The following is a 25404-nucleotide window of genomic DNA, read 5'->3' as shown; positions in this document are numbered from 1 at the left end:
TGGCCGAACCGCCAGGCTCGCCGAGCCTGTTCGGCCCGCTTCCTGGCCAGTGCAATCCGCGCGCTCTATTCGTCGCGAGAGATCAGGGAATCCGGCAAGATCGCCTCTGCATCAGGGCCCCTTGCTCCGAGCAACTGCTCGGATCTGGGGTCCGCAACTTCTTCAGCGGCGTTTGCCTGAGCAGCCAACATTGTAAGTAGCAATATCAGGTAGCGACTCATCGCGATCAACGACCATTCCATCCTCGCAGAACCTAGCAAGCTTGCCTTGCGATGTCATCTGGAGCCTGAGCCCCGTTGACGCAGGCCGGGGTCGGAGCAATCGGCATCGCAGCCGGATGTTAGGCAAATCTTTGCCGGCGCAGTAATCCTAACGAGTTAGATTAAGGCGCGTCTCACGTTGCATCGGTGCCGCATCCGCTGTCAGGTGAGGTTTTCATGGTGCTCGTTAGCCCACGGCGTAATCGATGAATATTCATCATCTTCAATTTCTTTGGTACTTGCGCAACGGCGGCTGGATCAATGAGTCGATGCTGCCAGATCGAAGAGTGATCAAGGCTACCCTGCTGGCAAATGGCTGGGTGGAAAGTCGATGTGGACAACAAGGCATCGAATACCGCATCACGGATCTCGGCCTGGACGAAGAGGCGATGTCTTGCGCCGAGGACCCGAAGCAGTTGAAAACCTGATCGATCCCATCGCGCTCGATCCGCATCATCTCCGTCTGGGCGGCAACCCGGGAGTGTGCGGCGGTCAATGGCTGAGCTGCGGCGGCTTGAAATCCGGGAAGCGCGTCAGCATTGCGGTCTTGACGAACTTCAGGTGGGCAATGCTGCTCGCCAACTCCTTGAGCCGGCGCTGGCCGTTGGAGATGTCGGCCGCAAAAAGATCCTGGTGATGATTGTCGAGCGCCTCCCGCTCGAGATATTCGTCGGTGCCGTTGCCGAAGGTGACGGATGCACGTGCAAGTGCGTCATCGACGCGCCGGTTGAGGCCGGCCTGCTCCCGCTCCGCCTCCTGCAATGCGGTTTCGATCGCCGCCAGGACGGCACCGATCCGAACCCGGTCGGTCTCCGCATCACGCTCGACGGAGCGCGCCTTGAACCCTTTGTCCTCGCGGCGAGAGCCGAGAAGATTGTGCGCGCGCGCTCTCAGGAACAGCTGAAACATTTGGGCTATCCCCACATTCGAGATTTAAGCCGCTACCTTCGGTCAGGCATAGTTAACAAAGCCTAAATCCTGCGGCCGCTCCGCCTGGCTTCGTGCGATCCACGCCCGCCAGGCTGCTTCGTGCTTGGAATAGAGCTCGAGCCACCGAGCGTCGTCAACCGCACCCGATGCCTTGCCGAGGCCGGTTTCGGCCGCGATTTGCACCGTCTCCGTCGGCGCAAGATCCAGCGCCTCGAATTCCGCCGTCTCCTCCAGCGAAAGGCCGACCAGAACGCGGTGCCCCTGCGCGTCGACGAAATACCTGCGCGGCGCGTTGTGCCGTTGATCAATCATTCGAAGGGCCCTCATTCATGATCCAGGGACCTGCAAGATCTTTCAGATGCCGGCCGAAACCAAAAACAAACACAATCAGAATGAGGACGCAGATCGTCGCGCCCAGCAACGCAATGAGATACGCCATCTATGTCCACCTGCGCGCCTCCGAAAAACAGAGGCGGCCAAACGCTCATCATCAATTGTCTCGTCTTAGGCTGCCTTTCCGAAGTGCTCAAGCACGGCGACGAGTTAACCTAACCGCACATGGTTATTTCGATTTCGCCACGACTTTCGAGTTGGAGTGCGCGCGCCGTCTACGACGATGGCGGCTGGGTTCGACCGGTCGCCATCGAGGCCGGGGTATAGGGCGCGTAAAGGCGATATCGTGCCGATCGCCTCCGCGAGCGCCATGCCCTCACACCATAGCCGCAGCCAAAGCCCGCCGCGAAAATCGAAACCAAGACCAACACTGCCGTCATTTGGAATGTCCCACGTTTGCCGGAACGTTCCTCCCGCGCTCATTTTCATCTTTTCGTTGCGCCGACTTCAAGATCGGCAGCGCCGAAACTTTTGTCAGACGAAGATGAAGTTTGTGCAACGTGGTGCTTGAAGATTGATCGGCACGTCATTGCAGAGGTGCGGTGAAGAGGCTCCGTTCTTCTTACAGAACTCGACCCGCCGACACCATGAACCCTGGTTCACCGGGATCATACGTACCTCGCCCGCCGATTTTGTCGCGGTAAGGTTGAGCGGTTAGCTTAATCCGCGTTGTTTGTTGCGAAGTCTCGCGAAAGGCATATCCATCTTCGCACCGGGCTCCCCCAAGCCTGGCCCCACCCAAGCAAAGCCGTCGAGCGAACATGGGTCGCTTGGCGGCTTTGTCATTGTGTCGACAAGAGGATCATTTCGGTTATGGCGCGCAAGCCCTGGTCGTTCAAGGAAGACCGCCGACTCATGGAATTGGCCAAGTCTTCGGCTTCGCTGGAGCAGGCGGCGAAACTTCTCGGCCGCTCGCCGGATGCGATCAAGCGCATGGCTTTGCGGCTTGGTCTTTCGTTGAAGTCGAAGACCGGGAAGAAGGGCTAGTCCTGGAAACAGTTCGCCGCCGACGGCAGCTTTGCCCGCCAGCGCAGAAGCTCCTTCATTCCGCCGTGAGGGCCGGAGCAACCATCCGGAGGCCGTCTCCGCCCGCCTGCGGTGAACGCGACCAAGCGTCCCGTCTTTCAGTCCGCTTGGCCGTTCAAACCTAGTTGCGCGTCTTCTTCTGGGAGCCCATCCCGGGGCTGGTTCCGTAGTTCGGTGTCCCCGTCCCCTTGAAAGCTCCGCCCATGCTGTCCGAGCCGGAATTCGTCGCAGCGCCGCTGCGGCTGGTGGGCTGATTGCCCGCTGGCTGGTCTTTGGTCCCCTGCGCGGAGGCCACCGCGCTGCCGAGAACCAACGACAGGAGAAGGCTTAACGTCCTGATCATACTGCTCAACTTTCATGCTTGGGCCGCGCCGGCCATCGGTCAGGCAAACCACGCGATCGCCCTTCCGGGCCGGTCCGCCCGTTAAACCCTATCTTAGCCCCCGCTGGCTAGGATCAATTGCCAAGATAATTCTCAAGGTCATTGCCAAGATCGTCCTCTGCCTCTCCTTGAATTCCGCCCGGACCGGATGAAACTCCAGCGACTGAACCTTCCGTTTGTGGCGCTCGTGCTTGCGAGCATGATGGCGTTTGGGCTGGCGGGCCATTTCGCGGCAGAGGCCGTCATTCGCCACCAGCAGGTGCACCAGCTGAACGAGCTGACCGAGGTGGTTCTGCGCCGTTCCGAACTGGCTGTCGATTTCGCCGCAGCCAGCCTCGACGACCTCGCCAAGCGCGATCTTGCCAGCTGCGCGCCGGCGGCGCTGCAAGCCATCCGGCTCCATGTCTACCAGCGCTCGGCGATCAAGGACGTCCGTCTCGTCAATCCGGACGGATCGGTGATCTGCTCGGCCTATTCCGAGACGCTCGAGTTCGACAAGGGATGGGCGGATCGCCGCGACATGCTGCCCTCGCAGGACCAGCAGCTCGCTTTATTCCGCGTCGAGCAGTTCGGCGGTGACGCGCTGGGCGTGCTCAGGGACGTCAATCGCAGCTCGGCGCTGGTCGCCATCGTGGGCATCAATTCCGGCCTGTTCGATCTCATGCCCGCCGAGCTGCGCGCGCACAGCGAGGTGATCCTCACCTTGAGCAATGGCGAGAAGCTCGGCGAATTCCGGCTCGATGCCGACAAGCCGCTGCCGGGACCGATCAGCTTCGACAGGCGGTCCGCGCGCCTGCCGCTTCACGCTACGATCAGGCTCGAGCAGGCCGTGCTTTCGAGCTGGAACAGCGAAGCGTATTGGCCGGCGCTCGCGGTCGCGCTGGGACTGGGTGCACTGTTCGGCATCCTGCTGGCACGCAGCCGCCGGACGGAGGGGCCAGTCGCGGACCTCGATCGCGCCCTCGCAGCCGGCGAATTCAAGCCGTACTACCAGCCGATCTTCGACCTCAGGACCGGCCGGATCACCGGATGCGAGGTGCTGGCGCGCTGGGTCCGGAAGGACGGCTCGGTGGTGCCGCCGGTGAACTTCATTCCGCTGGCCGAATCCAGCGGGCGCATCCAGGCGATGACCTGGCAGATCCTGCGATCGGCGCTTTCCGATCTGCGGCTCGTGCTGAAGGCGGACAAGAGCTTCAAGATGTCCGTGAATGTCGTGCCCAAGCACCTGCTGAGCGCCGGCTTCGTCGAGACGCTGCGGCGCACGGTCCTGACGGCGAGAATCTCCGCACGCCAGATCGTGGTCGAGGTGACCGAGCGCGACGAGCTCGACGATCTCGCGCATGCCGCGACCGTGGTGGCGGAGCTGCGTGACCATGGCTTCCGCGTCGCCATCGACGACGTCGGTGTCGGCCATAGCGGCTTGTCGCGGCTGAAGGGGCTCGGCGCCAGCGCAATCAAGATCGACAAGTTCTTCGTCGACACCATCACCGTGGATGCGTCGACCACAACGATCGTCGAGATGCTGGTCGCGCTCGCCAGGGATTTTCGGATGACGGTCGTCGCGGAGGGAATCGAGACCGAGGAGCAGCGCCGCGCCCTGATCGCGTCCGGTGTCGAAGAAGGACAGGGCTATCTCGTCGCCGCCCCGCTCCCGTTCGCCAAGTTCAGCGAGCTGGTCGAGTCGCGCCGCCATTCCGCAGCCGCAGCACCGGGCGGCGACGTCCTGGTCGCCTGACCATCCCCGCCGGCGTTCAAAGGCGCTTTAACGATGTTCTCGTCTTTCGAAGGCGGGACCGCATCCGGGCGGCTATGGTGGGCCATGCGTCGAAATCACCTCATCGCAGCCGCGGCCATCTGCCTCGCCCTGATCGTCTATGCCACCCTGGCAAGACTGGCGGGACGGCCGGCGCTGATGGGGCATCACGAGGCCTATTGGATCGTCGTGATCGAGCGCTTCAGTGCCTATGGCCTGTTGGGCTTCCTGCTGTCCTTCCTGTTGCCCGGCCGGCTCGTTCTGGCCTGCTCGCTGGTCGTGGCCGTCGCGATGGGGCTGGAGGTTCTGCAAGCGCTGATCCCCGATCGCGATCCGGGCTTCCTCGACGTGCTGCAAAAGGCGGCGGGCGGCACCGTCGGCGTCCTCCTCGCCCAGACGATCCTGGCCTTCCTGCCCCGGCCGCCGGCCTGAACGATCACGGCGCCGACAACCTCTTCAACGCCGCCGGGACATCATCCCTACTTCATCATCTGCCCGCGCAATTCGCCGCCCGGGTTGGCGGCCGTATGGATGTTCGCGTACCATTTGCCGGCCAACAGATCGGCCGCCTGAGCGTCCGTCAGCGTGGCGCTGCCCTGGATCGGGCTTTGCACCGTCTTGAACGGCAAGACGATGCCGGCGTTCTTGCCCGCTTCACTCGGACCATGGAAATGAGCTCCCATCGCCGGCCCCGACAGATCGGTAAAGGTGACGGTATAGGTCAGGACTTTGGTCTCGCTATCGAACGTGGCCTCGGCCCTGCCTGAACCGGAGGAATTGTTCGGAGGGACTTCATTGCTGCCCTTGAGCTCGGCCTGCAGCTTGATGACCTCCGCACGCGACGGCGCGGCGGCGACCATCAGCAGCGCACCGAGCACCGCCGTTCCCCACAGTGTCACGCCGATCCGATCCCTGGCTGTCCTCATGGCATTCTCCTCGCGGGCTCTATGGCCCGTTGCGGTTGAAACCCCGGCCCCCGGCTGAAAATTCCGGAGACAGGACTATGCCTGATTCGAAAAGACAGTGGAGATCGACGGGCGCCGCTCTTGCGGTGAGCCCGGTAAGGCGCAGCGCTCAGGCTGCACCGCGCTCGCGGAACCCGGTCGGCGCCAGCAGCTCGGCCATTTGCCTGTGCGTGCTCTGGAGCGCGGCGATGGCGCCGTCGAGATCGAAATCCGCTTCGCGGATCGATGCGAAGAACTTGGCCGTCAGCGCCAGGTCAAGCTTGACGCGCGTTGCGCCATCGCGGCTCTTGCGGCGGTCGAGCGACAGATGGATGGCCCGCATTCTGGCTTCCGCGGACGTGCAGCCGCTGAGCGTCGCCAGTTCCTCGTATGTCATCCAGATCTGAGGCATATTTCGTCCGTCCTTCATTGCGGCCTCATCGTAACGTTCCGCCTCTAAATGCACCGTTGCCGCGGCGCATTCGCAGCCCGCTTCGCTGCGATAGCGTCAACGCAAGGCTAAGACGCGGGAGGCCTCGGAGGCAGAGGGAACTGGCGCGGCCGCGAACGGCTGTCGAGCCCCTTGGGCAATTTGTCATTGAGCTTCACGACAGCGGACCGGGTTTCCACTGCCGGCGCGTCTTCCCGGCAGAAGATCAGCGTCACCTCGAATGGCACGTCGGGCGCCTGCTTGGCTTTGCCGGAGCAGGTCGCCAGCGCTCCGCTGCACACGCCCGCGAGCTCGACCTCGACCTCGTCCGGACCGAACACAGTCGGCGGGCCCTCGGCATACCGCCGCGTGGTCAGGACCGCCGTGAAGTGCTGGTCGTCAGCGAACCGATAGGAGCCGCCATAAGTGAAGAAGCTGTCGCTACCGGAGATCCGTCCATCCGCCAGATGCACGATGCCCGTGCCCTGGCCGCGCGGGGTCCTGAACCAAGCCGCGTATTTGCCGTCTCGCATCATGGAAGCATCCACCGTAAACTTCACCGGTATCTGCAACCCAAGTCTGCGGCGCGACAATGACCGATGCGGCGAGCATTCCGCCACGGTTAATGCCCTGCAAAGCCGACCCGTCAAATTGACCCTGCCGCGCGAGGCGATCGCCGCGGCGCGTCAGAACAATTCTATACCGTCGTCCGCGGTCGCGGCCGCCTCGACCCGGCGCGCGGCGGCGGTCGACTCAAGCCCGATCGTCTGCAGGAAGTCGCGATGAACGTCGCGCTCGCGCTCCATCGTGTAGCGCGCGAAGAGATCGTCGAGTATCGCCTGATCCTGCACCTCCACCTGAAGCCGCTGCGCTCCCGCGGCCGCCGTCTCCAGCCGCGTCGCGACCGCGGGCAAGGCTGCCGAGCTTTCGCCGAGCGTGGTCATCAGTCCCTGGGCCGAATTCATCAGCCTCTCGAATTCCGCGCCTTCGTTCACGAGCCGGCTCATCTGCTTGCCGAGCCGCTCATTGCCGGCCTCGACCTCGCGCAGCGCCAGCAGGATCTGCGGCTCGAGCTTGGCAAGCTGCGTGGGGTCACCTTGCACGCGCAGCTGCTTCAGCTCCCTGGCCGAGCGCTCAATCCCGTCGAGCACGGGCCGGAGGCGCGCGGCCCCCGCCGAGACCTGGTCGGCGGTGGCCTTGAGCTCGTTGGCGATGACGACGAAGGCGCTGCCGCGGCTGCCGAGATGGCTCGCCTTGAGGCCGGCATTCATTCCGATCAGCGTGATGTCGACCGTCGCCTCGGCGAGGCCGGCGATGGCCTGGCGAAACTTTGCCAGCGTGTCCTCGAGGATCGCGAGCGCCTCGTCGACCGAGCGGCCCGCACTGTCGCAGGTGGCGATCAGGTTCGATGCGTGCGCCAGCGCCTGCTTGACGCGCGTCAGGAACGACGACGAGCCGTCCTCCTCGCCGCCGAACAGCGTACGGCCGTGGCCGGCGACGCTGCCCGCATCGCGCAGAATGGCGGTGAGCGCGCCGACGATCTGGCCGATGTCGCCGCCGAACTCGCGCTGGGCATCCCTGAGCTGGGCCGCCTGCAGTCGGCAAATCGCGCGCATGACGTCGTCGCCCGGGACAGGCTCCGGGACGAGGCTCGGCGCGGCGGCCGGCGCGAGGCCGAGACCGTGGCACACGTGCTCGAGACGCTGACGCGTGCTGTCGCCGGCCTGCAGCGAGATGATCGCGCTGCCGACCGCATCGGCGATCTTCCTGGTGCTGGAACTGGCGCGCTCGGCCAGATGGCCGCTCTTGCTGCGCTGCTCGCGCAGGCCGGAATAGGCGGCGCCGAGCTCGGCGCTCTCCGACATCAGCTGGGCCCGGTAGCGGCTCTCGAACTCCCTCTGCCGTCCGGAGGCGGTGGCGACCGCTTCCGACAGGCGCTGCTGGTCCCGCGCGCAGCCTTCGATCGAGCCCTGCACGGCCTTGCCGAGATCATAGGCTTCCTGGGTGAAGGCGAGAAAGCCCTCGCGGTCGCCGTCGAGCGAGGCAGCCTCGATCCGCGCGCTGCGCGCGACGATGGTGATCATCTGGATGTGCTTGAACAGCGGCTTGAGCAGCGAAGACGCCTCCGCCGCGCTCTTGCCGATCGTCTCCAGCAGCGCGCTTTCCGCCGGCAGCGCTCGCGCCAGCTCGCTCAGCCGCGCGGCGATCTCCTGCAGCGCCGTCGCGGCGCCCTCGATCTCGGCGCCGGAGAGCTCGCCCGAGAGCGCAGCCAGGCCCTGGTTCAGCTCCTGGAAGATGAGGTGGCCGCGCCCGAGGTCGTGACCGACGCGCGCGAAGACCTCCTCGATGCGCGAGGAGACGTCCTCGATCGCCGCGGTCGCCTCGGCAAGCGTATTGGCCGGAACCAGGGACATGGCCATCAACCCGCCACCGCCGCGTGCCCGGCCTGATACCAGTGCATGATCTCGCGCGGAATCTGATGCAGCGACACGACCTTCTCGACGCCGCCATGGGCGATGGCCTCCTTGGGCATGCCGAACACCACGCAGCTCTCTTCGTCCTGCGCCCGCGTCGAGGCGCCGAGCTTGCGCATCTCCAGCATCCCGCGCGCGCCGTCATCGCCCATGCCGGTCATGATGACACCGAGCGCGTTGGCGCCGGCATGCTGGGCCGCCGAGCGGAACAACACGTCGACCGAGGGACGATGCCGCGACACCGGCGGCCCGTCCTTGATCGCGATCTGGTAGCGCAGGCCGATGCGCTGGAGCAGCATGTGCCGCGCGCCGGGCGCGATGTAGGCACAGCCCGGCAGGACAGGCTCGCCGTCCTCGGCCTCCTTGACCCTGATCTGGCAAACACTGTCGAGACGCCTGGCAAAGGCCGCAGTGAAGCCGGCCGGCATGTGCTGGACGATGACCAGCGGCGGACAATGAACCGGCAGCATCTCCAGAACGTCGTTGAGAGCTTCGGTGCCGCCCGTGGACGCGCCGACGCACACGATGCGCTCCGTGGTCGGCCGGACCTTGCCCTGCACCGGCGGCGGGATGATGGCATCGGCCGTCAGCTTCTGCTCGATGGCGCGGCGCTCCGCGCGCGGGCGCACCCGGGCGCGGGCGGCCGATTTCACGGCCTCACGTAGCCGTGCCGAGGATTCGAGCAGCGCCTGCCGCGTGTCGATCTTCGGCTTCGGCACGATGTCGACCGCACCGGCCTCGAACGCCTCGAACATCACGTTGGAGCCCGCCTCCGTCAGCGAGGAGCAGATGATCACCGGGATCGGACGCTGCGCCATGATCTTGCGCAGGAAGGTCATGCCATCCATGCGCGGCATTTCGAGGTCGAGAATGATGACGTCGGGCAGCTCCTTCTCGAGCCTCTTGGCGGCGACGAACGGGTCGGATGCCGTCGCGATCACTTCGATCTCGGGATCTTCACTCAGGATCGTCAGCAGGATTTGGCGCACCGACGCCGAATCGTCCACGATCAGTACGCGAACTTTCTCCTTCGGCATTGGGGGCGGTGCTCCGATCAAACCTGGAAAATGGTGGGCTGGACCTGCTTCAGACCCGGCAACGCGCTGTGAACCATCGATTCCGAATGCCCGACGAGCAGATAACCGCCCGGACGCAAATGGCTGCACAATTGCTCGACAACCTTGCGCTGGGTCTCGCGCTCGAAATAGATCAGGACGTTGCGGCAGAAGATGATATCGACGTCACGATCGACGGGATAGGACTTGTCCATGAGGTTCATCCTCATGAAATGTGTCGTGCGCCGCAATTCCGGCACCACCCGCACCTCACCGCTCGCCTTGTTTCGCGACGAGAGGAAATAGCGCTTCAGGAAAGGCTCCGGCACCGGGGCGAGCACGTCGCGGGTGTAGATGGCGGTCTTGGCGAGACGCAGCACCGCGGTCGAGATGTCGGTTCCGAGGATGCGGTACTGAAAGCGCGAGCCGTTCCGGACCATGTCGTCCAGCACCATCGCGATAGTATAGGCCTCCATGCCGGTCGAGCTCGCCGAGCTCCATAGCTTGAGGGTCGCGCTCTTGCCGCCGCGGGCTTTCAGCAGGGAGGGAATTGCGACCTCACGCATGAAGGTGAAATGCTGGGGCTCGCGGAAGAAGTCGGTCTTGTTGGTCGTCACTACATCGATGAGATGCGTGAGCTCGGTCTCGAAATGATCGCCCTCGAACAGGTTCTCGACGTATTCATTGAGGTCGGAGAACTTCAATGCCCGCACGCGCTTGTGCAGCCGACCTTCCAGCATCAGCCGCTTGCCCTGCGGCAACTTGATGCCGACCTGCCCCTCGATGAGTTCGGCGATGGTCCGGAAGTGGCGGTCCGACAGATGGACGGCGGTGTCCTGTACGGCAGGCATCATGGCTGCATGCCCCCGTCCGGGATGGCCGCCGCCTGCACTGAGTGTCGGGCCGTTGGGGCCATCTTACGTCTCACGCGTTCACACCGTTACGAAGGATGGATCGACCCGCCACGTACGGGCGGGCCGATCATTGGGTTGACTTTCAGCGCTGGAAATCCGCGTCCCGATCGTCCTCGCCGTCATTCAGGTCGAAGGCGAAACCGCCGCCAGCGGCAGCTTTCACGGCGCGCCCCGGTTTGGCCTGCGGCTTCCTCGCCGGACCGCCGGCGGCTGCCATGGTCGCTGCCTTCGCGCGCAGCTGATTGACCGCGCGGTCGATCGGCGCCGAGGCCTGGTTCTTCGAGGCCTGGTCGATCCGGAAATAGGCGATGGTCGACTGTAGTTGCTCGGCCTGCGAGGCGAGTTCCTCGGAAGTCGAGGACACCTGCTCGGAGGCGCTGGCGTTCTGCTGGCCGACCTTGTCGAGCTGCTGGATCGCCTGGTTGATCTGGGCCGAGCCGACGTCCTGCTCGCGGCAGGCCGCGGTGATCTCCTCGACGAGCTCGGCGGTCTTCTTGATGTCCGGAACGAGCTTGGCAAGCATGGCGCCGGCCTCCTGCGCCACCTTCACGGTCTCGGACGACAGCGATCCGATCTCCGCCGCGGCGGCCTGGCTGCGTTCGGCGAGCTTGCGCACCTCGGAGGCGACCACCGCAAAACCCTTGCCATGCTCGCCGGCGCGGGCGGCCTCGACCGCCGCGTTCAGCGCCAAGAGGTCGGTCTGGCGCGCGATCTCCTGCACGATCGTGATCTTCTCGGCGATGGTCTGCATCGCGTCGACGGCGCGGCCGACCGCGGCGCCGGAGGCTTCCGCGTCCTTCGCCGACTGCGCGGCGATCTTTTCGGTCTGGTTGGCGTTGTCGGCGTTCTGCTTCACGTTCGAGGCCATCTCCTCCATCGAGGAGGAGGCTTCCTCGGCGGACGAGGCCTGCTCGGTCGCACCCTGCGACAGCTGCTCGGCGCTGGCGGAGAGTTCCTGGCTGCCGGCCGAGACGTTCTGCGCCGCGGTGAGAGCTTCCGACACGATCTGGCGGAGCTTCTCCACCATGCGCTCGAGCGCCAGGCCCAGCGTGTCCTTGTCCGACAGCGGCTTGGCTTCGACCGTGAGGTTGCCCTGCGCGATCTCGTTGGCGAGGGCCGCGGTCTGGTTCAGGTTCGTGGTCATAGTGTTGAGCGACTTGATCAGATCGCCGATCTCGTCATTGCTGGATGACTCGATCTTCTGCGAGAGATCGCCAATCGCAACGGCATCGGCGAGTCCGACTGCAAGCGCCAGCGCGCGGCTGATATTGAGGGCAATCCAGACCGCGGCTACCACTGCGATGAGCAGCGATGTGGCCACCAGCGCAAGCAGCATGGTGATCGCCCGGCTGCCTTCATGCCGCGCTTCGGCGCTCTCCTCGGCCATCGACTTCTTGACGTAGTTGATGTAATCGGTCGCGGCATTCAGAGCCAGCGTGGTCGACTTCAGGCCCTGATTCATCGAATGCTCGGCGGCCTTGGCCTTCTCCTGCCGCGCCATCCGAAGGGTTTCGTCCTGGACCGTATTCGAGGCAGCATAGGTGGTGGCGAAGGCATCGATCATCTTCCTGCCGGTCTCGCTCGCGCCGACATAGGCTTCGTCCTTGACCTTCATCGCCCTCTCGCGAAGCTGCGCAATCTGGCTGATGAACTTCTCCTGGTCTGCCTCAGACGACGCGAGGATCGCGTTCTTCTCCGCCCGGACCTGGAGCAGCACGCTCTCCTGCAGCTCGGCAACCTTTGCAAGACGGGCCGCGCGCTGGGACAGATGCTCGGCCGTGTTGACCGTGTCGTTGAGCTTCAGATAGGCGACGGCGCCTGCGATCATCTAGAGCAGAATGACGACGCCAAATGCGCTTGCGAGCTTGGCCTTGACGGTGAATCTCATGGTCGATCTCATCGGTTCAAATTGGGATTGCAAATAGGCAACGCTTTACGCTTGTCGTTTCAGGCGGCGCGGGGCGCATCCGCGCTGGCATCACGTCCTTCCGGAAGCTTGTCGTTCGCCATCAGCTTGGCGAGATCGAAGATCACGACGAACTTCTCGCCCTTGCGGCCGATGCCGGCGGCATAGTCGGACTGCCACTTGCCGCCGACCTCGGGCACCGGCTCGATCGCCTGCTCGTCGATGTCGGTGACCTCGAACACGCAGTCGGCGACGAAGCCGACGCCGACCAGGCGATCCTTCATCGGCACGTCCAGGATGATGATGCGGGTCGCTTCGGTGGCGGCCACGGCCGGCAGGCCGAGCTTGGTGCGCAGGTCGACGATCGGATAGCCGCTGCCGCGGACGTCGATCATGCCGAGCAGGAAGTCGGGCGCGTGCGGAAGCCGCGAGATCGGCCGCATGTCCAGGATTTCGCGGACGTTGCGGATGCTGATGCCGAACGTCTCGCCGGCGAGCCCGAGCGTCAGATATTGCGAGGTTGCGGCCATGATGCGGTCCGGGGTTCCGAAGGTTGGAAATGGGCGCGGTCCGGCACGAGGCCGGACCGGTTGATCAGCGTTGGAACTCGGCGTCGCGATCGTCGTCGCCGTCATCCATGTCGAAGGCGAAGCCGCCGCCGCCGGCGACCTTCATGGCTCGCGCCGGTTTGCGGGCAGGCACTGGCTTCTTGGTGCCGCGGTCAACCGCCGCCATGTGCGCGGCCTTGGCGCGCAGTTGGCCGACGGCGCGGTCGATCGGCTCGGCAGCCGCCTTCTCCTTGCGCACGGCGTCCTCGATCCGGAAGAACGAGATGGTCGATTGCAGCTGCTCGGCTTGCGAGGCGAGCTCCTCCGAGGTCGAGGACACCTGTTCGGAGGCGCTGGCGTTCTGCTGGCCGACCTTGTCGAGCTGCTGGATCGCCTGGTTGATCTGGGCCGAGCCGACGTCCTGCTCGCGGCAGGCCGCGGTGATCTCCTGCACCAGCTCCGCGGTCTTCTTGATGTCGGGCACGAGCTTGGACAGCATCTGGCCCGCCTCCTGCGCGACTTTGACGCTTTCCGTCGAGAGCGTGCCGATGTCCGCCGCAGCCGCCTGGCTGCGCTCGGCGAGCTTGCGCACTTCGGAAGCGACCACCGCAAAGCCCTTGCCGTGCTCGCCGGCGCGGGCGGCTTCCACCGCCGCGTTGAGCGCGAGCAGGTCGGTCTGACGCGCGATCTCCTGCACGATAGTGATCTTCTCGGCAATGGTCTGCATCGCCTCGACGGCGCGGCCGACGGCAACGCCGCTGGCTTCGGCGTCCTTGGCCGACTGCGCCGCGATCTTCTCGGTCTGGTTGGCGTTGTCGGCGTTCTGCTTCACGTTGGAGGCCATCTCCTCCATCGAGGAGGAGGCTTCCTCGGCGGACGAGGCCTGCTCGGTCGCGCCCTGCGAGAGCTGCTCGGCGCTGGCGGAGAGCTCCTGGCTGCCGGCGGAGACGTTGCTGGCCGCGGTGAGAGCCTCCTCGACGACCTGACGAAGCTTCGCGACCATCGTGTTGAGCGACTTCACGAGATCACCGATCTCGTCATTGCTGGCGACGTTGATCGTCTGGGTCAGGTCGCCGCCCGCCACGGCACCGGCGAGGCCGACCGCACGGCCGAGCCCGCGGGAGATGCTGAGAGAGATCCAGATCGCGGCGATCAGGCCGATCACGAGCGATGCACCCACCGCCGAGACCAGCATGACGTGGGCGCGATTGCCGTCCTCATGCGCCAAGGCGGCCCGGTCCGCCATGTTCTTCTTGACGTTGCTGATATAAACGTGGGCGGCGTCCATCGCTTCGCGGACCGCCTTGCGAACCTCGACCGCGGACTGCTCGACGGCTTTCGGCCTGTTCGTTCGGGCGGTCCTGAGCGCGTCGTCCTGAGCGGCATTCATCCGGGCGTAGGCGGCGGCGAAATTCTCGATCAACTTCTTGCCTTCCGGGGACGCTGCGGCGTGAATCTCCTCTTTCAGCTTGAGAAGCGCCTCGCGCTGCTTTGCGATCTCGGCGACGAAGCCATCCGCTTCGCTATCGGGCGCCAGAAGCAGATTCTTCTCGGCCCGAACCTGGGTCAGGATCCCCCTCTCGATCTCGGCCGCATGCTCCATCCGGCCGGCGCGGGACACCAGATTGTCGGCAGTCTCGATCATATCGCTGAGCTTCACATAAGCGAGGCCGCCCGCCGCCATCGAGAGCAACAGGACCACGCCGAACGCGCTGGCAAGCTTCGCCTTGACCGTAAATCTCATGTTCAGCCCCTACCGATCTCGCCCCGAGATCGCATTTCAATTCAGAATGCGTTCCATGTTCGGAACGATGACGAACTCTTCACGCCACTTGGCGATGAAGCGAATGAACTCCGGCTTCCAGTGCATGCCGACCCGCGGCGTCTGCTGCACGTCGGTCTGCGATATCTCGGTGACCTCGTAGACCTTGTCGGCAGTGACGCCGACCAGCACCGGCTCGCCGTCGAGCTCCAGCTCGATGACGACGATGCGCGTGTCGGCGGTGTCGTCGAGCTGCGGCATGCCGAAGCGGATACGCAGATCGGCGAGCGGAATGACGTTGCCGCGGACGTTGATCACGCTGGGAACGAAGGCCCGCGCACCCGCGACCCTGGTCACGGGAACGGGATCGATGATCTCGCGCACGAGGCCGGCATCGAGAGCGAATTTCTCCTCGCCGAGGCCGATCATCACGACCTGCATCGCGCCCGTCTGACGCTCGCCAGTCAAACCGTCGTTCATCACGCCGCCTCGCTGATGTGCTGTTTTTCGACCTTCGACTGCGCCAGCGCGACCAGTTGCGCGACGTCGAGGATCAGCGCCGCCGTGCCGTCACCCAGGATCGTCGCGCCCGAGAACATCGTGACGTCCGAGTGCAGCTTGGAGAGCGACTTGATCACGGTCTGGTGGTTGCCGATGATCTGGTCGGCGACGAGACCGACATGGGTCTCGCCGGTCGAGATGATGATGGTCTTCTGATGCCGGTCGGGCGCGCCCGATGCGGTCATGATCTCGCGCAATCGGAGGAAGGGCACGAGATTGCCGCGCACGTTGAGGAAATTGCGGCCGCGGGAGCGTTCGTCCTCGGCGGTCAGCTCGATGCATTCCTCGACCGCGGACAGCGGAATGATGTAGCGGCCCTCGCCGACGCGGATCAGCAGACCTTCGATGATCGCGAGCGTGAGCGGCAGACGCAGCGTCACGGTGGTCCCCTCGCCGGGCCTGGTCGACAGGTCGATCGAGCCGCGCATGTTCTCGATGGTGCGCTTGACCACGTCCATGCCGACGCCGCGGCCCGACAGCGCCGAGATGGTCTGCGCGGTCGAGAAGCCGGGGTGGAACAGGAATTGATGGATTTCGTGATCGGTCAGCACGGCTCCGGGCGCGATCAGGCCCTGCTCTTCCGCTTTCGCACGGATGCGCGCGGTATTGAGGCCGCCGCCGTTGTCCTTCACGGTGACCAGCACCTGCGCGCCGGAATGCACGGCGGCGAGCTCGATGCGGCCCTGCTCGGTCTTGCCATTGGCCGAGCGCGTCGCCGTATCCTCGATGCCATGGTCGATGGCGTTGCGGATCAGATGCACCAGCGGATCGGCGAGGCACTCGATCATGGTCTTGTCGAGCTCGGTGTCTTCGCCCGAGGTGACGAACTCGACCGGCTTCGATAGATCGCGCGAGAGATCGTGCACCAGGCGGCGGAAGCGGCCGAACAGCGAGCCGATCGGCACCATGCGCGCGCCCATCGTGGTATCGCGCAAGGACGAGGCGAGACGTTCGATTTCCTCGGCGATCATCTTGATCGAGAGGTCGGAGCCGGACGAAGCGAGCTGGGTCAGACGCGCCTGCGCGATGACGAGCTCGCCCACGCGGTCCATCAACTCGTCGAGGCGCTCGGCCTGGACGCGAACGGTGGCAATGCCGCGATCCTGCTTGGCCTCCTCGCGGCGCGCAGGCGCCGCCTCACGCTTGATCTCGGGCTTGGGTTCGGGCGCGGCTTCGACTTCCGCCTTTGCGACGGGTCGTTCGACGACCGGCGCAGGCTCGACCGCCGGCGCAGCCGTCTCGGCGACGACCTCCTCGTCGAGCAACTGGAACAGCGGCGCCGGCGCGGGCGCCTCGGCCTGCTCGAGCGGCGAGAGCGTCAGCTTCATCTCGTCCTGGACGAACATGAAGACGTCGTCGATCGCGTCCTTGTCGCAGGCCGCGTGCAGCTTGACGTCCCACTTCAGATAGCAATCTTCCGGATCCATCTCGTCGAGGAACGGGACGCCGTCGGTGACGGGCACGACAAAGCAGGGGCCGAGCTTGCAGAGATCTTCAAGCAGATCGAGCGGGTTCGAGCCGTTGCGCAGGATGTGGGATTCGAATTCGAGATACAGGTGCCACCCGGCCTGCTTGCTCGCGCCGGGCGCCAGCGGCGGCGCCTCGGCGATGTCCACGACCGGAGCGGCAGGCTGGTCGGCCGTGACGAAGCGCTTGAGGTCGTCGAGGATGGCTTCGCCGATGACGTCGTCGGTCGACTGGGGATCTTCGATCAGCGCGCGGATATAGTCCTTGGCGGCGAGCGCGACCGAAATCAGCTCCTGGGTCGGCTTGATCTCGCCCTTGCGGACGCGGTCGAAAGCGGTCTCGAATTCGTGGGTGAAGGACGCCACCTTGTCGAAGCCGAACATGGCGCCCGAGCCCTTGATCGTATGCAGGGCGCGGAAGGCGGAATCGACCAGCTCGCGGTCGTCGGGACGCAGACCGAGATCGAGCAGGGCTCCTTCGAGCACCTCGAACAGCTCGCTGGCTTCCTGACGGAATATCTCGGTCGGGTCCATCGCGCTCATGCGCGCACCAATTTGCCGACCACGGCGAGCAGCTGCTCCGGCTTGAACGGCTTGGTGATCCAGCCGGTGGCGCCGGCGCTCTTGGCCTCCTGCTTCACCGTGTCGTTCGATTCGGTCGTCAGGAACACGATGGGCATACCGACCGCGCTCGGCAGCTTGCGCAGGGCCCGGATCAATTCGAGCCCGTTCATGACGGGCATGTTGAGATCGGTGATCACGAGGTCGAGCTTGCCGGCCTGGGCCTTGGCGAGCCCCTGCGCACCGTCGCCCGCCTCGATCACGCTGTGGCCGGCCGGCTCGAGCACGACCTTGATCATCTGGCGAATGCTGGGGGAATCGTCGACCGTGAGAATCGTGGCCATCAGGTGCCATCTTTCTTTTGCGGGAAATGCTGATCGATCATCGCATCGCTGGCGAAGCCGGCGCGACGAAGGGTGGTACGCAGAGACTGTGAGAAGGAGGTCAGGACCACCGGCCGGCCCTGGGCCTCGCCGGTCTTGGCGGTCGACAGCAGCAGCTGGATCGAGGTCACGTCGGCCTTGTCGACGCTGGAGCAGTCGATCTCGAGCCGCTGCTCGCGCCGGAAGGCCTCGCGAATGAGATCATAAACGCTGCGAACAGCAGCGATGCTGCAATCGGCGGGTAACCGCAGCGACCATTTCGGCTCCGTCGGATCGAGCGCCATCAAAGCCCCGCCTTTGCTAAAATTCCGCTACACGTTTGACGCGAATCCCATGAGCAAACTCCTAACGCGACGGTCCGTACAACTACGGGTGACATTCGGTCGGAACTCGCGCAGGTATATGCAGGCATGCACAGCTGCTCAAATGACAGCCAGCGACGCGGGCCGCGCAGCGCATTTGCTTCGCGTTAAATCCGCCGGGTTATGCGTGGGGTCCGTGCCTTTGCCAGCGAAGAGAGCCCCGGCCACCGATGCTGACCCAAGCGCTCCTGGTTGATGACAGCCGCTCCGTCCTCAACTTCCTGAAACGTCACATTGAGGCTGAAGGCCTGGTCGAGGCCACCACCTTCCTCGATCCCGTGGAGGCACTGGCTTGCGCGCAGGGGCGCGTCTTCGATCTGGTGCTGGTCGACTACGAGATGCCGCATATGGACGGCATCAGCTTCATCCGCAGCTTGCGCAGGCTTCCCGGCTGCGCCGACATTCCAATCGCGATGATCACCTCGCGCCAAACCGATGATGTCAAGATGGAAGCGCTGCAGGCCGGTGCAACCGATTTTCTGCCGAAACAGCCACAAAGCCTCGAGATGACGGTGCGCCTGCGCAATTTGATTCAGCTTGGTGCAGCTGTGCGCAAGCTCAACGACCGCGCCGCGCACTTGGCCAGCGAGGTCGCAGCAGCAACGCGAAAGCTCGGCGAACGCGAGGAGGAGATCATCCTGCGGCTGGCGCTCGCGGTCGAGTACCGCGACAACGACACCGGGGAGCACACGTTGCGGGTAGCCAGGTACAGCCGCGTCATCGCCGAGCAGCTCGGCCTGCCCTCCCGGCTGTGCCGCGACATCTATCTGGCTGCGCCCCTGCACGACGTAGGCAAGGTCGCCATTCCCGACCACATCCTGCTCAAGCCCGGTAAGCTCACCGACGAAGAGATGGCGGTGATCCGGACGCATGCGACGATCGGCGAGCGGATCCTGGCCGATTCCAGCTGCGAGCTGATCCGGCTCGGCGCGCAGATCGCCGCAGGCCATCACGAGCGCTGGGACGGCGCGGGCTATCCGAACGGGCTCGAGGCGGACGAGATTCCGGTGGCCGCACGCGTCGTCGCGGTCGCCGACGTGTTCGATGCGCTGACGACGCGGCGACCCTATAAGGAGCCGATGCCGCTCGAGGCGGCGCGCAACTACCTGATCGAGCACCGGGGGCGGCAATTCGACCCGGCCTGCATCGATGCGTTCCTGTCGCGCTGGAACGAGGTCGTGGAGATCGCCGCGGGGCAGCAGGCCACGCCGTTTCAGAAGACCGAAGCCCCGCTCGTTCCCGATTCAGGGAGCGCAGCGGAGAGCCGTCCGGCCGAGCCCGTCCCGGCGGCCTGACAATTCGAGCAACAGCTTGCCGCGGCTCTGGTTTCTCCGGTCGCCGGCTTGAACCTGTTCCTGCTAGAATGGCACCAACACCAAAGAGTGATTCTGGTCACACTTGCCTGGAACCCCTGCTGCTAAGCATCGAACCAGGACGGGGACCCATACCGTCGGTCGAACTGGATGAGAATTCCCATGAAAAGCCTGATCGGCGCTGCTGTCGGCGCCTTCTTTGTCGCGGCCCCCGCCTTGGCGGAGACCCCTGCCGCCATCGTCGAGGATGTGCAAGGCAAGGTCGATGGCGTCGAATTCATGGACTATGTCGCGGCGGGCAAGATCATCAAGCTCGGCCCCAAGGCCAGCATTACGCTCAGCTATCTCAAATCCTGCCTGCGCGAGACGATTAGCGAAGGCGTCGTGCTGGTCGGCGCCGAGCAAAGCACCGTGCAGCTCGGCGACGTGCAGCGCGCCAAGGTGCCGTGCGACACCAAGGCGGCGCGACTCTCAGAGCGCGAAGCGAACCAGAGCGCCGCGACCACGTTTCGGACCGTGCGGTCCGATGCCAAGGCCGCCCCGTCCAGGCTGCCGACCATCTATGGCGTCGCGCCGCTCATCCAGGCCAAGACCGGCAGCACGCTGGTGATCGAGCGCACCGACGGCAAGGAGCCCACGATCAGCGTGCCGCTGAAGAGCGACGTCATGACCCGCGGCAAATTTTATGATTTCGCCAAGGCCGGAAAGTCGCTGACCCCGGGCGGCAGCTATCTCGCAAGCCTCGGCAGCAAGCGTTATACCTTCCAGGTCGATGCCAGCGCCACCGCATCGCCGACCCCGATCATCGGCCGCCTGCTGCGGCTCGAATAGCGGACTCGAATAAGCGGAATTGGCGACGGGGCGATGCGGCGGATCAGGGGACGGGACATCGTCGCAGCGATTCTGATTGCGCTCCTCGCGGGCGCAATTTTCACGTCGCCGCCGCTTCAGGTCCTGCAAGGCCTCTCGCTCGACATCCTCACGGCGCTGCGCGGCAAGCTCATCGGCGACCGCCGCGATCCCTCCAATTCGCCGGTCGTCGTCGTGGCGATCGACAATGAAACCTACGAGACGGCGCCCTTCAAGGGATCACCGACGCAGACCTGGACCCGCGAGATCGGCCGCGTGCTCGGCAGCATCACCGAAGGCGGCGCCAAGGTGATCGGCTTCGACGTCATCTTCAAGAACTCGATCGAACAGTCGGAGATTCCCTTTGGCGACACCGCGCTTGGCGGCCGCATGAAAGGATTCGACCGGGATTATCTCCTCGCGCTGCGGCAAATCTCCGACAGCGGCAAACTGGTGCTCGGCGAAATCCTCAGCAACGACCATCCGGAAGTGCCCTATCGCGCCCAGCAAGTGGCCGTGCGCAACACCGTCCGGGCGCTCAACGTCCACACCGACCAGGACGACGTCATCCGGCGAATGCCGCTGAGCTTCACCATCGAGGGACGGCCGGTCCCCGCAATGGCGGTCGAGCTCGCTGCGCGCGCGACCGGCGCAAAGCCCGAGATTGCACCCTCGGGCGCGACCGCCTTGTCCGGCTACGCGATCCCGAGCGCGGTGCCGAATACGATGACGCTCAATTTCCGCGGGCTCGGGGGCGACATCCCGACCTTTTCCTTCGTCGACCTGCGCGCCTGCGTCGAGAAGGGCGACCGCGATTTCTTTCGCCGCGCTTTCGACGGCAAGGTCGTGCTGCTCGGCACCGTGCTGAATTTCGAGGACCGCAAGCTCACCTCGATGCGCCTGTCCGGCGGACATGACGGCGCGCCGGCCGCGCGATGCGCCCTGCCCGCGCCGGCAAGCACACCGCAGAAATCCCGCAGCGAGGTCGCGGGCGTGTTTGTCCACGCCACGGCGGTTCGGAACCTGATGGAGCATGACGCCGTCACCGAGCTCGGCTTTCCGATGCGGGCCGTCGTCACGATCGCGTTCGCGGCAATCATTGCCGGCGCGGCCTGCGCGCTCGCACCCGGCGGCGCCGTGATCGTCTGGTTCGTGCTCACCGCCGTCTATGCCGCAATTGCCGTCGCGGCCTTCGATCACGCCCGGGCGCTGCCGCTGACCGAGCCCGCGCTCGCGAGCCTTGCCGCGATCGCGATGATGATCGGCTACCGCTTCGTGCTGGCCGAGCGCGACGAGCGGTTCCTGCGCAAGAGCTTTGCGCTCTATCTCGCGCCCGAGGTGATCGACACCATGGTCGCCTCCGGCAAGATGCCGGCGCTCGGCGGCGAGATGCGCAACGTCACCATGTTCTTCTCCGATCTCAGCGGCTTCTCGTCCATCGCCGAGACCATGACGCCGGGCGAGCTGGTGACGCTGATGAACGAATATCTGTCCGCCATGACCGACATCATCGAAAGCCACGGCGGTTACGTCGACAAATATATCGGCGATTCCATCGTCGCCATGTTCGGTGCGCCGGCCGACGATCCCGCGCACGCAACCAAGGCCGTTCGCGCCGCGCTGAAGTGCCACGAAAAGCTCGCGGAGCTCAACGCCGATCACCCCGCCTTCGCCGGCCACGGCCTGTCGCATCGCATCGGGTTGAACAGCGGCGAGGCCGTGGTCGGCAACATCGGCTCGCGCCGCCGCTTCAACTACACCGTGATGAGCGACACCGTGAACGTCGCCTCGCGGCTCGAGGGCGCCAACAAATATTACGGCACCGCGATCATGGCCTCCGAGACGACGATGGCGCAGACCGGCGATGCCTTCGCCTGGCGCGAGCTCGATGCGATCAGGGTGCTGGGCCGCGGCGAGGCCATCAAGGTGTTCGAGCCGTTGGCCGAGGCGGGCGCCGAGAGCGGCCGGCAGGCGAAGGTGGCTGCCGTCTATGCGGAAGGGCTCGCCTGCTGGCGCGCGCGGGACTTTGCGAAGGCGGCCGACGCTTTTAGGCGAATTGCGGAGAGCGATCCGGCGTCAGCGCTGTTTGCGAAGCGCGCACAGGCATTCATCGCGAATCCACCGCCGCCTGATTGGACACCGGTCAATACGCTGGAGGGGAAGTAGCGGCCTCTTACCCTCCCCTGGAGGGGGAGGGTCGGCGCGCGATCGAGCGAAGCGAGATTGCGTGACGGGGTGGGGTGATCTCTCCACACGAATACTGCCCGTATGGAGAGATCACCCCACCCCGCTCCGCGCTGCGTGCGATCGACCACGGGCGAGCTACGCTCGTCCCGGCCCCCTCCAGGGGAGGGTGAAGTGAGCATTGCTCTAAAACGGCAGCCCCACATAATTCTCCGCGAGCAGGCGCTGCGCGGTCTCGGACGACAACAGATAGTCCAATTCCGTCTGCTGCAGCCGATCCTCGTAGTCGATCCGGTCGGGAAAGCGGTGCAGCATCATCGTCATCCACCAGGAGAAGCGCTGCGCCTTCCAGATCCGGGCGAGCGCCTTGGCGGAATAGCCTTTCAGGCCGGACTCATCGCCGCGCTGATAATGCGCGAGCAGGGCGTGGTAGAGATAATAGATGTCGGACGCGGCGCTGTTCAGTCCGCGCGCGCCGGTCGGCGGCACGATGTGCGCGGCATCGCCGGCGAGGAACAGCCGGCCATAACTCATCGGCTCGGCGACGAAGCTGCGCAGCGGCGCGATGCTCTTCTCGATCGATGGACCCGTGATCAGGCGGCCGGCCACCTGATCCGGCAGGCGGCGCTTCAGCTCGGCCCAGAACGCATCGTCCGACCAATCCTCCACCTTGTCGGTCAAGGGCACCTGGATGTAATAGCGGCTCAGCACCTGCGAGCGCAGCGAGCACAGCGCAAAGCCGCGTTCGTGCTTCACATAGATCAGCTCGGGCGACACCGGCTTGGTGCGCGACAGCACCCCCAGCCAGCCGAACGGATAGACCTTTTCATATTCGCGCAGCACGTCCTTCGGGATCGACTTGCGGCTGACGCCGTGGAAGCCGTCGGCGCCGACGACGTAGTCGCACTCGACGCGGACCGTCTCGCCGTTCGATCGGTAGGTCACGTAGGGCCGGTCCGACGTCAGATCGTGCGGCGTCACGTCTTCCGCATTGTGCACGACCTTGCCGCCGAGGCGGTCCCTGGCCTCATAGAGGTCGCGCGTCAGCTCGGTCTGGCCATAGACCAGCACCGAATTGCCGCCGGAATGCTTGTGCAGGTCGATCTTGGACAGCACGCCGTCATGCGCGATCTCGAAGCCGCGGTGGATCTCGCCCTCGCGGTCCATGCGCTCGCCGCACTGCGCCTCGCGCATCAGCTTGGCGAAGCCATGCTCGAGCACGCCGGCGCGGATGCGGGCGAGCACATGGTCGCGGCTGTACTTCTCCAGCACGATGGTGTCGATGCCCTTGAGGTGCAGGAGCTGGGACAACAGCAGCCCGGACGGCCCGCCGCCGATGATACAGACCTGAACTTTCATTTTTGCGTCCTCCCGTCGGCACTTTTTTGCAGATTTGATGCCGCAGACCGATGGAGGGTTTCGTCATTGTCTTGTACTATTCGAACATGAAAGGCCCCGCCCCCGCGATCCGGATCTACAACCTGTTCGGCGAGTCCGGCGACTTGCCGGACGTCGTGCATTGCGAGACCATCGCCTCGCGCTCGGTGCTGCATGACTGGACCCTGGCCGTGCATCGCCACGCCCGGCTGCACCAGGTGCTGCTGATCGAGCGCGGCGGCGGCGAGGCGACGCTGGACGGACGCGTCGTGCCGCTCAAGCCGATGCAGGTCGTCAACGTGCCGGTCGGCCACGTCCACGGCTTCCGCTTCGTGCCCGACACGCAAGGATGGGTGCTGACCATCGCCGCGGAGATCCTGGACGAGGCGCTGCTCGCCGCCGAGGGCCTGCGCGGCGCGCTGTCGCGCTCGGCCGTGGTGCGCGGCACGCCGCAGATCCGCGCCATCATGAAGCAGATCTTCGCCGAGCACGCCGCGCGCGATTTCGGCCGCGCGCATGTGCTGCGCGCGTTGTCGTCCGCCATGATCGGGCTGGTGGCACGCGCGCTCACGAGCGAGAGCGGCGGCAACAATGCGGTCGAATCCGGCCTGTTCCGCCGCTTCGAGGCGCTATTGGAGCAGCATCATCTGGAACGTTGGAGCGTCGCCGACTATGCCGAGGCGCTGGCGGTGACGCCGACCCATCTCAACCGGATCACACGGGCGGCGACCGGCGATACCGCCTCGCACCTCATCCTCAACCGCCTGATCCGCGAGGCGCGGCGCAACCTCGTCTACACCAATCTGCCGGTCTCGACGATCGCCTACACGCTCGGCTTCGAGGATCCCGCCTATTTCAGCCGCGTCTATGCCGCCGCCACGGGCGTGTCGCCGCGCGCCTTCCGCGCGCAGCTGCACGGCGAAGAGACTTGAAGCCTCACACGTCGAAGAACACCGTCTCCTCCGGCCCCTGCAGATTGATCGTGAAGGAATATACGACCTTGCCGCCACGCTCACCGCGCTTTGCGATCAGGGTCGAGCGCCGGGACGGCTGTTCGATCAAATTGAGCACGGGGTCGGCGGCGTTGGGGGCTTCCTCGTCCGAGAAATATAGCCGCGTGTTGAGCCCGATATTGATGCCGCGCGCGACGATCCAGACGTTGACGTGCGGCGCGCATGTCCGGCCCGCTTTGTCGACGATCGCGCCCGGCTTGATGGTCTCGAACGTCACGAGCCCGCTCTCGAAATCGGAGCCGGCGCGGCCCCAGCCGCGAAACTCCTCATCCGGCGCGCCGGCCGAGCGATCAGCCGGATGGTTGTAGCGGCCGCTGGCATTGGCCTGCCAGATCTCCAGCAGCACGTCGCGCAGCGGCGTGCCGGTGCCGTCGAGCACCTTGCCTTCCAGCGTGATGCGCTCGCCCTGCGTGTTCGGCGTCGTCAGAACGTTCGAGAAGTTCTTCTCGAAGATGTCGAAGCCGGCCATCGCCGGGATCAGGCCGATATGGACGTAGGGCCCGGCCGTCTGCGAGGCGGTTTCCTTGAGATAGTTGAGCGGCTGCGGCATGATTGGAT

26 protein-coding genes are annotated in these 25404 nt (G+C 65.0%); 8 read left to right on the top strand and 18 right to left on the bottom strand.

Annotation, left to right across the window (positions count from 1 at the left end; all coding sequences use genetic code 11):
- The first annotated feature begins 466 nt into the window (after positions 1–466).
- The gene (locus K410_RS0109965) at positions 467–688 is read left to right on the top strand and encodes a hypothetical protein (protein ID WP_028134707.1); all 222 of its coding nucleotides are present in this window, start codon (positions 467–469) and stop codon (positions 686–688) included.
- 64 nt (positions 689–752) lie between these two features.
- On the opposite strand, the gene K410_RS0109960 is transcribed toward K410_RS0109965, so the two are convergent.
- From K410_RS0109960 to K410_RS41260, 3 genes are read right to left on the bottom strand one after another with little or no spacing between them, the layout of a single operon-like run.
- Complete coding sequence (locus K410_RS0109960) at positions 753–1169, bottom strand: hypothetical protein (protein ID WP_028134706.1); 417 nt, start codon at positions 1167–1169, stop codon at positions 753–755.
- 42 nt (positions 1170–1211) lie between these two features.
- Complete coding sequence (locus K410_RS0109955) at positions 1212–1502, bottom strand: hypothetical protein (RefSeq protein WP_049819993.1); 291 nt, start codon at positions 1500–1502, stop codon at positions 1212–1214.
- Complete coding sequence (locus K410_RS41260) at positions 1495–1629, bottom strand: hypothetical protein (RefSeq protein ID WP_283805919.1); 135 nt, start codon at positions 1627–1629, stop codon at positions 1495–1497. Before K410_RS41260 ends, K410_RS0109955 begins: the two co-directional genes overlap by 8 nt.
- Positions 1630–2396: 767 nt before the next feature.
- Here K410_RS41260 and K410_RS40330 point away from each other — a divergent pair.
- From K410_RS40330 to K410_RS0109935, 3 genes are all read left to right on the top strand, one after another.
- On the top strand, positions 2397–2570 hold the full coding sequence (locus K410_RS40330; protein ID WP_164718874.1) for a hypothetical protein: 174 nt from the start codon (positions 2397–2399) through the stop codon (positions 2568–2570).
- 569 nt (positions 2571–3139) lie between these two features.
- The gene (locus K410_RS0109940; RefSeq protein ID WP_028134703.1) at positions 3140–4726 is read left to right on the top strand and encodes an EAL domain-containing protein; all 1587 of its coding nucleotides are present in this window, start codon (positions 3140–3142) and stop codon (positions 4724–4726) included.
- An 84-nt stretch (positions 4727–4810) separates the two neighbouring features.
- Positions 4811–5176, top strand: coding sequence for a VanZ family protein (locus K410_RS0109935; RefSeq protein ID WP_028134702.1), 366 nt, complete (start codon positions 4811–4813; stop codon positions 5174–5176).
- 47 nt (positions 5177–5223) lie between these two features.
- Here the strand turns inward: K410_RS0109935 and K410_RS0109930 are convergent, their stop codons facing one another.
- The 13 genes from K410_RS0109930 to K410_RS0109870 all read right to left on the bottom strand — a co-directional run bounded on the left by K410_RS0109930 (position 5224) and on the right by K410_RS0109870 (position 18032).
- Positions 5224–5670 (bottom strand): CHRD domain-containing protein, encoded by a 447-nt coding sequence (locus tag K410_RS0109930; protein ID WP_049819992.1) that lies wholly within the window; start codon positions 5668–5670, stop codon positions 5224–5226.
- A 148-nt stretch (positions 5671–5818) separates the two neighbouring features.
- Entirely contained in the window at positions 5819–6031 is a 213-nt protein-coding gene (locus tag K410_RS0109925) for a hypothetical protein (protein ID WP_245269349.1), read from the bottom strand.
- A 176-nt stretch (positions 6032–6207) separates the two neighbouring features.
- Complete coding sequence (locus tag K410_RS0109920) at positions 6208–6654, bottom strand: hypothetical protein (protein WP_028134699.1); 447 nt, start codon at positions 6652–6654, stop codon at positions 6208–6210.
- 150 nt (positions 6655–6804) lie between these two features.
- Positions 6805–8532 (bottom strand): hypothetical protein, encoded by a 1728-nt coding sequence (locus K410_RS0109915; protein WP_028134698.1) that lies wholly within the window; start codon positions 8530–8532, stop codon positions 6805–6807.
- A 5-nt stretch (positions 8533–8537) separates the two neighbouring features.
- Positions 8538–9629 carry a protein-glutamate methylesterase/protein-glutamine glutaminase gene (locus K410_RS0109910; RefSeq protein WP_028134697.1) on the bottom strand — a complete coding sequence of 364 codons (1092 nt, stop codon included), beginning with the start codon at positions 9627–9629 and terminating at the stop codon, positions 8538–8540.
- Positions 9630–9646: 17 nt separating this feature from the next.
- On the bottom strand, positions 9647–10501 hold the full coding sequence (locus tag K410_RS0109905; RefSeq protein ID WP_028134696.1) for a CheR family methyltransferase: 855 nt from the start codon (positions 10499–10501) through the stop codon (positions 9647–9649).
- Positions 10502–10643: 142 nt separating this feature from the next.
- Positions 10644–12389 (bottom strand): methyl-accepting chemotaxis protein, encoded by a 1746-nt coding sequence (locus K410_RS0109900; protein WP_245269348.1) that lies wholly within the window; start codon positions 12387–12389, stop codon positions 10644–10646.
- A 119-nt stretch (positions 12390–12508) separates the two neighbouring features.
- Positions 12509–12997 (bottom strand): chemotaxis protein CheW, encoded by a 489-nt coding sequence (locus K410_RS0109895; protein WP_028134695.1) that lies wholly within the window; start codon positions 12995–12997, stop codon positions 12509–12511.
- A 64-nt stretch (positions 12998–13061) separates the two neighbouring features.
- Positions 13062–14759, bottom strand: a complete 1698-nt coding sequence (locus K410_RS0109890; protein ID WP_028134694.1) for a methyl-accepting chemotaxis protein — start codon at positions 14757–14759, stop codon at positions 13062–13064.
- Between the two features lie 36 nt (positions 14760–14795).
- Entirely contained in the window at positions 14796–15257 is a 462-nt protein-coding gene (locus tag K410_RS0109885; RefSeq protein WP_028134693.1) for a chemotaxis protein CheW, read from the bottom strand.
- A complete protein-coding gene (locus tag K410_RS0109880) occupies positions 15257–17347 on the bottom strand; it encodes a chemotaxis protein CheA (protein WP_028134692.1) in 2091 nt (696 codons plus the stop codon). The genes K410_RS0109885 and K410_RS0109880 overlap by 1 nt, the downstream gene beginning before the upstream one ends.
- Positions 17344–17709 (bottom strand): response regulator, encoded by a 366-nt coding sequence (locus K410_RS0109875; protein ID WP_018317043.1) that lies wholly within the window; start codon positions 17707–17709, stop codon positions 17344–17346. The genes K410_RS0109880 and K410_RS0109875 overlap by 4 nt, the downstream gene beginning before the upstream one ends.
- Positions 17709–18032, bottom strand: a complete 324-nt coding sequence (locus K410_RS0109870) for an STAS domain-containing protein (protein ID WP_028134691.1) — start codon at positions 18030–18032, stop codon at positions 17709–17711. Before K410_RS0109870 ends, K410_RS0109875 begins: the two co-directional genes overlap by 1 nt.
- Before the next feature lie 248 nt (positions 18033–18280).
- Between K410_RS0109870 and K410_RS0109865 the strand changes: the two genes are divergently transcribed.
- From K410_RS0109865 to K410_RS0109855, 3 genes are all read left to right on the top strand, one after another.
- Positions 18281–19405, top strand: coding sequence for an HD domain-containing phosphohydrolase (locus tag K410_RS0109865; protein ID WP_028134690.1), 1125 nt, complete (start codon positions 18281–18283; stop codon positions 19403–19405).
- A 180-nt stretch (positions 19406–19585) separates the two neighbouring features.
- A complete protein-coding gene (locus K410_RS0109860) occupies positions 19586–20254 on the top strand; it encodes a hypothetical protein (RefSeq protein ID WP_049819990.1) in 669 nt (222 codons plus the stop codon).
- A 33-nt stretch (positions 20255–20287) separates the two neighbouring features.
- Positions 20288–22438, top strand: coding sequence for a CHASE2 domain-containing protein (locus K410_RS0109855; RefSeq protein ID WP_028134688.1), 2151 nt, complete (start codon positions 20288–20290; stop codon positions 22436–22438).
- Positions 22439–22642: 204 nt separating this feature from the next.
- On the opposite strand, the gene pobA is transcribed toward K410_RS0109855, so the two are convergent.
- The gene (pobA, locus tag K410_RS0109850) at positions 22643–23815 is read right to left on the bottom strand and encodes a 4-hydroxybenzoate 3-monooxygenase (RefSeq protein ID WP_028134687.1); all 1173 of its coding nucleotides are present in this window, start codon (positions 23813–23815) and stop codon (positions 22643–22645) included.
- Positions 23816–23865: 50 nt separating this feature from the next.
- Between pobA and K410_RS0109845 the strand changes: the two genes are divergently transcribed.
- A complete protein-coding gene (locus K410_RS0109845) occupies positions 23866–24765 on the top strand; it encodes a helix-turn-helix domain-containing protein (protein ID WP_028134686.1) in 900 nt (299 codons plus the stop codon).
- A 4-nt stretch (positions 24766–24769) separates the two neighbouring features.
- On the opposite strand, the gene pcaG is transcribed toward K410_RS0109845, so the two are convergent.
- Positions 24770–25396, bottom strand: coding sequence for a protocatechuate 3,4-dioxygenase subunit alpha (gene pcaG, locus K410_RS0109840; RefSeq protein WP_028134685.1), 627 nt, complete (start codon positions 25394–25396; stop codon positions 24770–24772).
- Between the last annotated feature and the right edge of the window lie 8 nt (positions 25397–25404).

Source organism: Bradyrhizobium sp. 22 (genome assembly GCF_000482425.1).
GTDB classification, from domain to species: Bacteria; Pseudomonadota; Alphaproteobacteria; order Rhizobiales; family Xanthobacteraceae; genus Bradyrhizobium; species Bradyrhizobium japonicum_B.
Note: the sequence above shows the minus strand (reverse complement) of the source record. Positions and strands in the feature narration are given on the sequence as shown.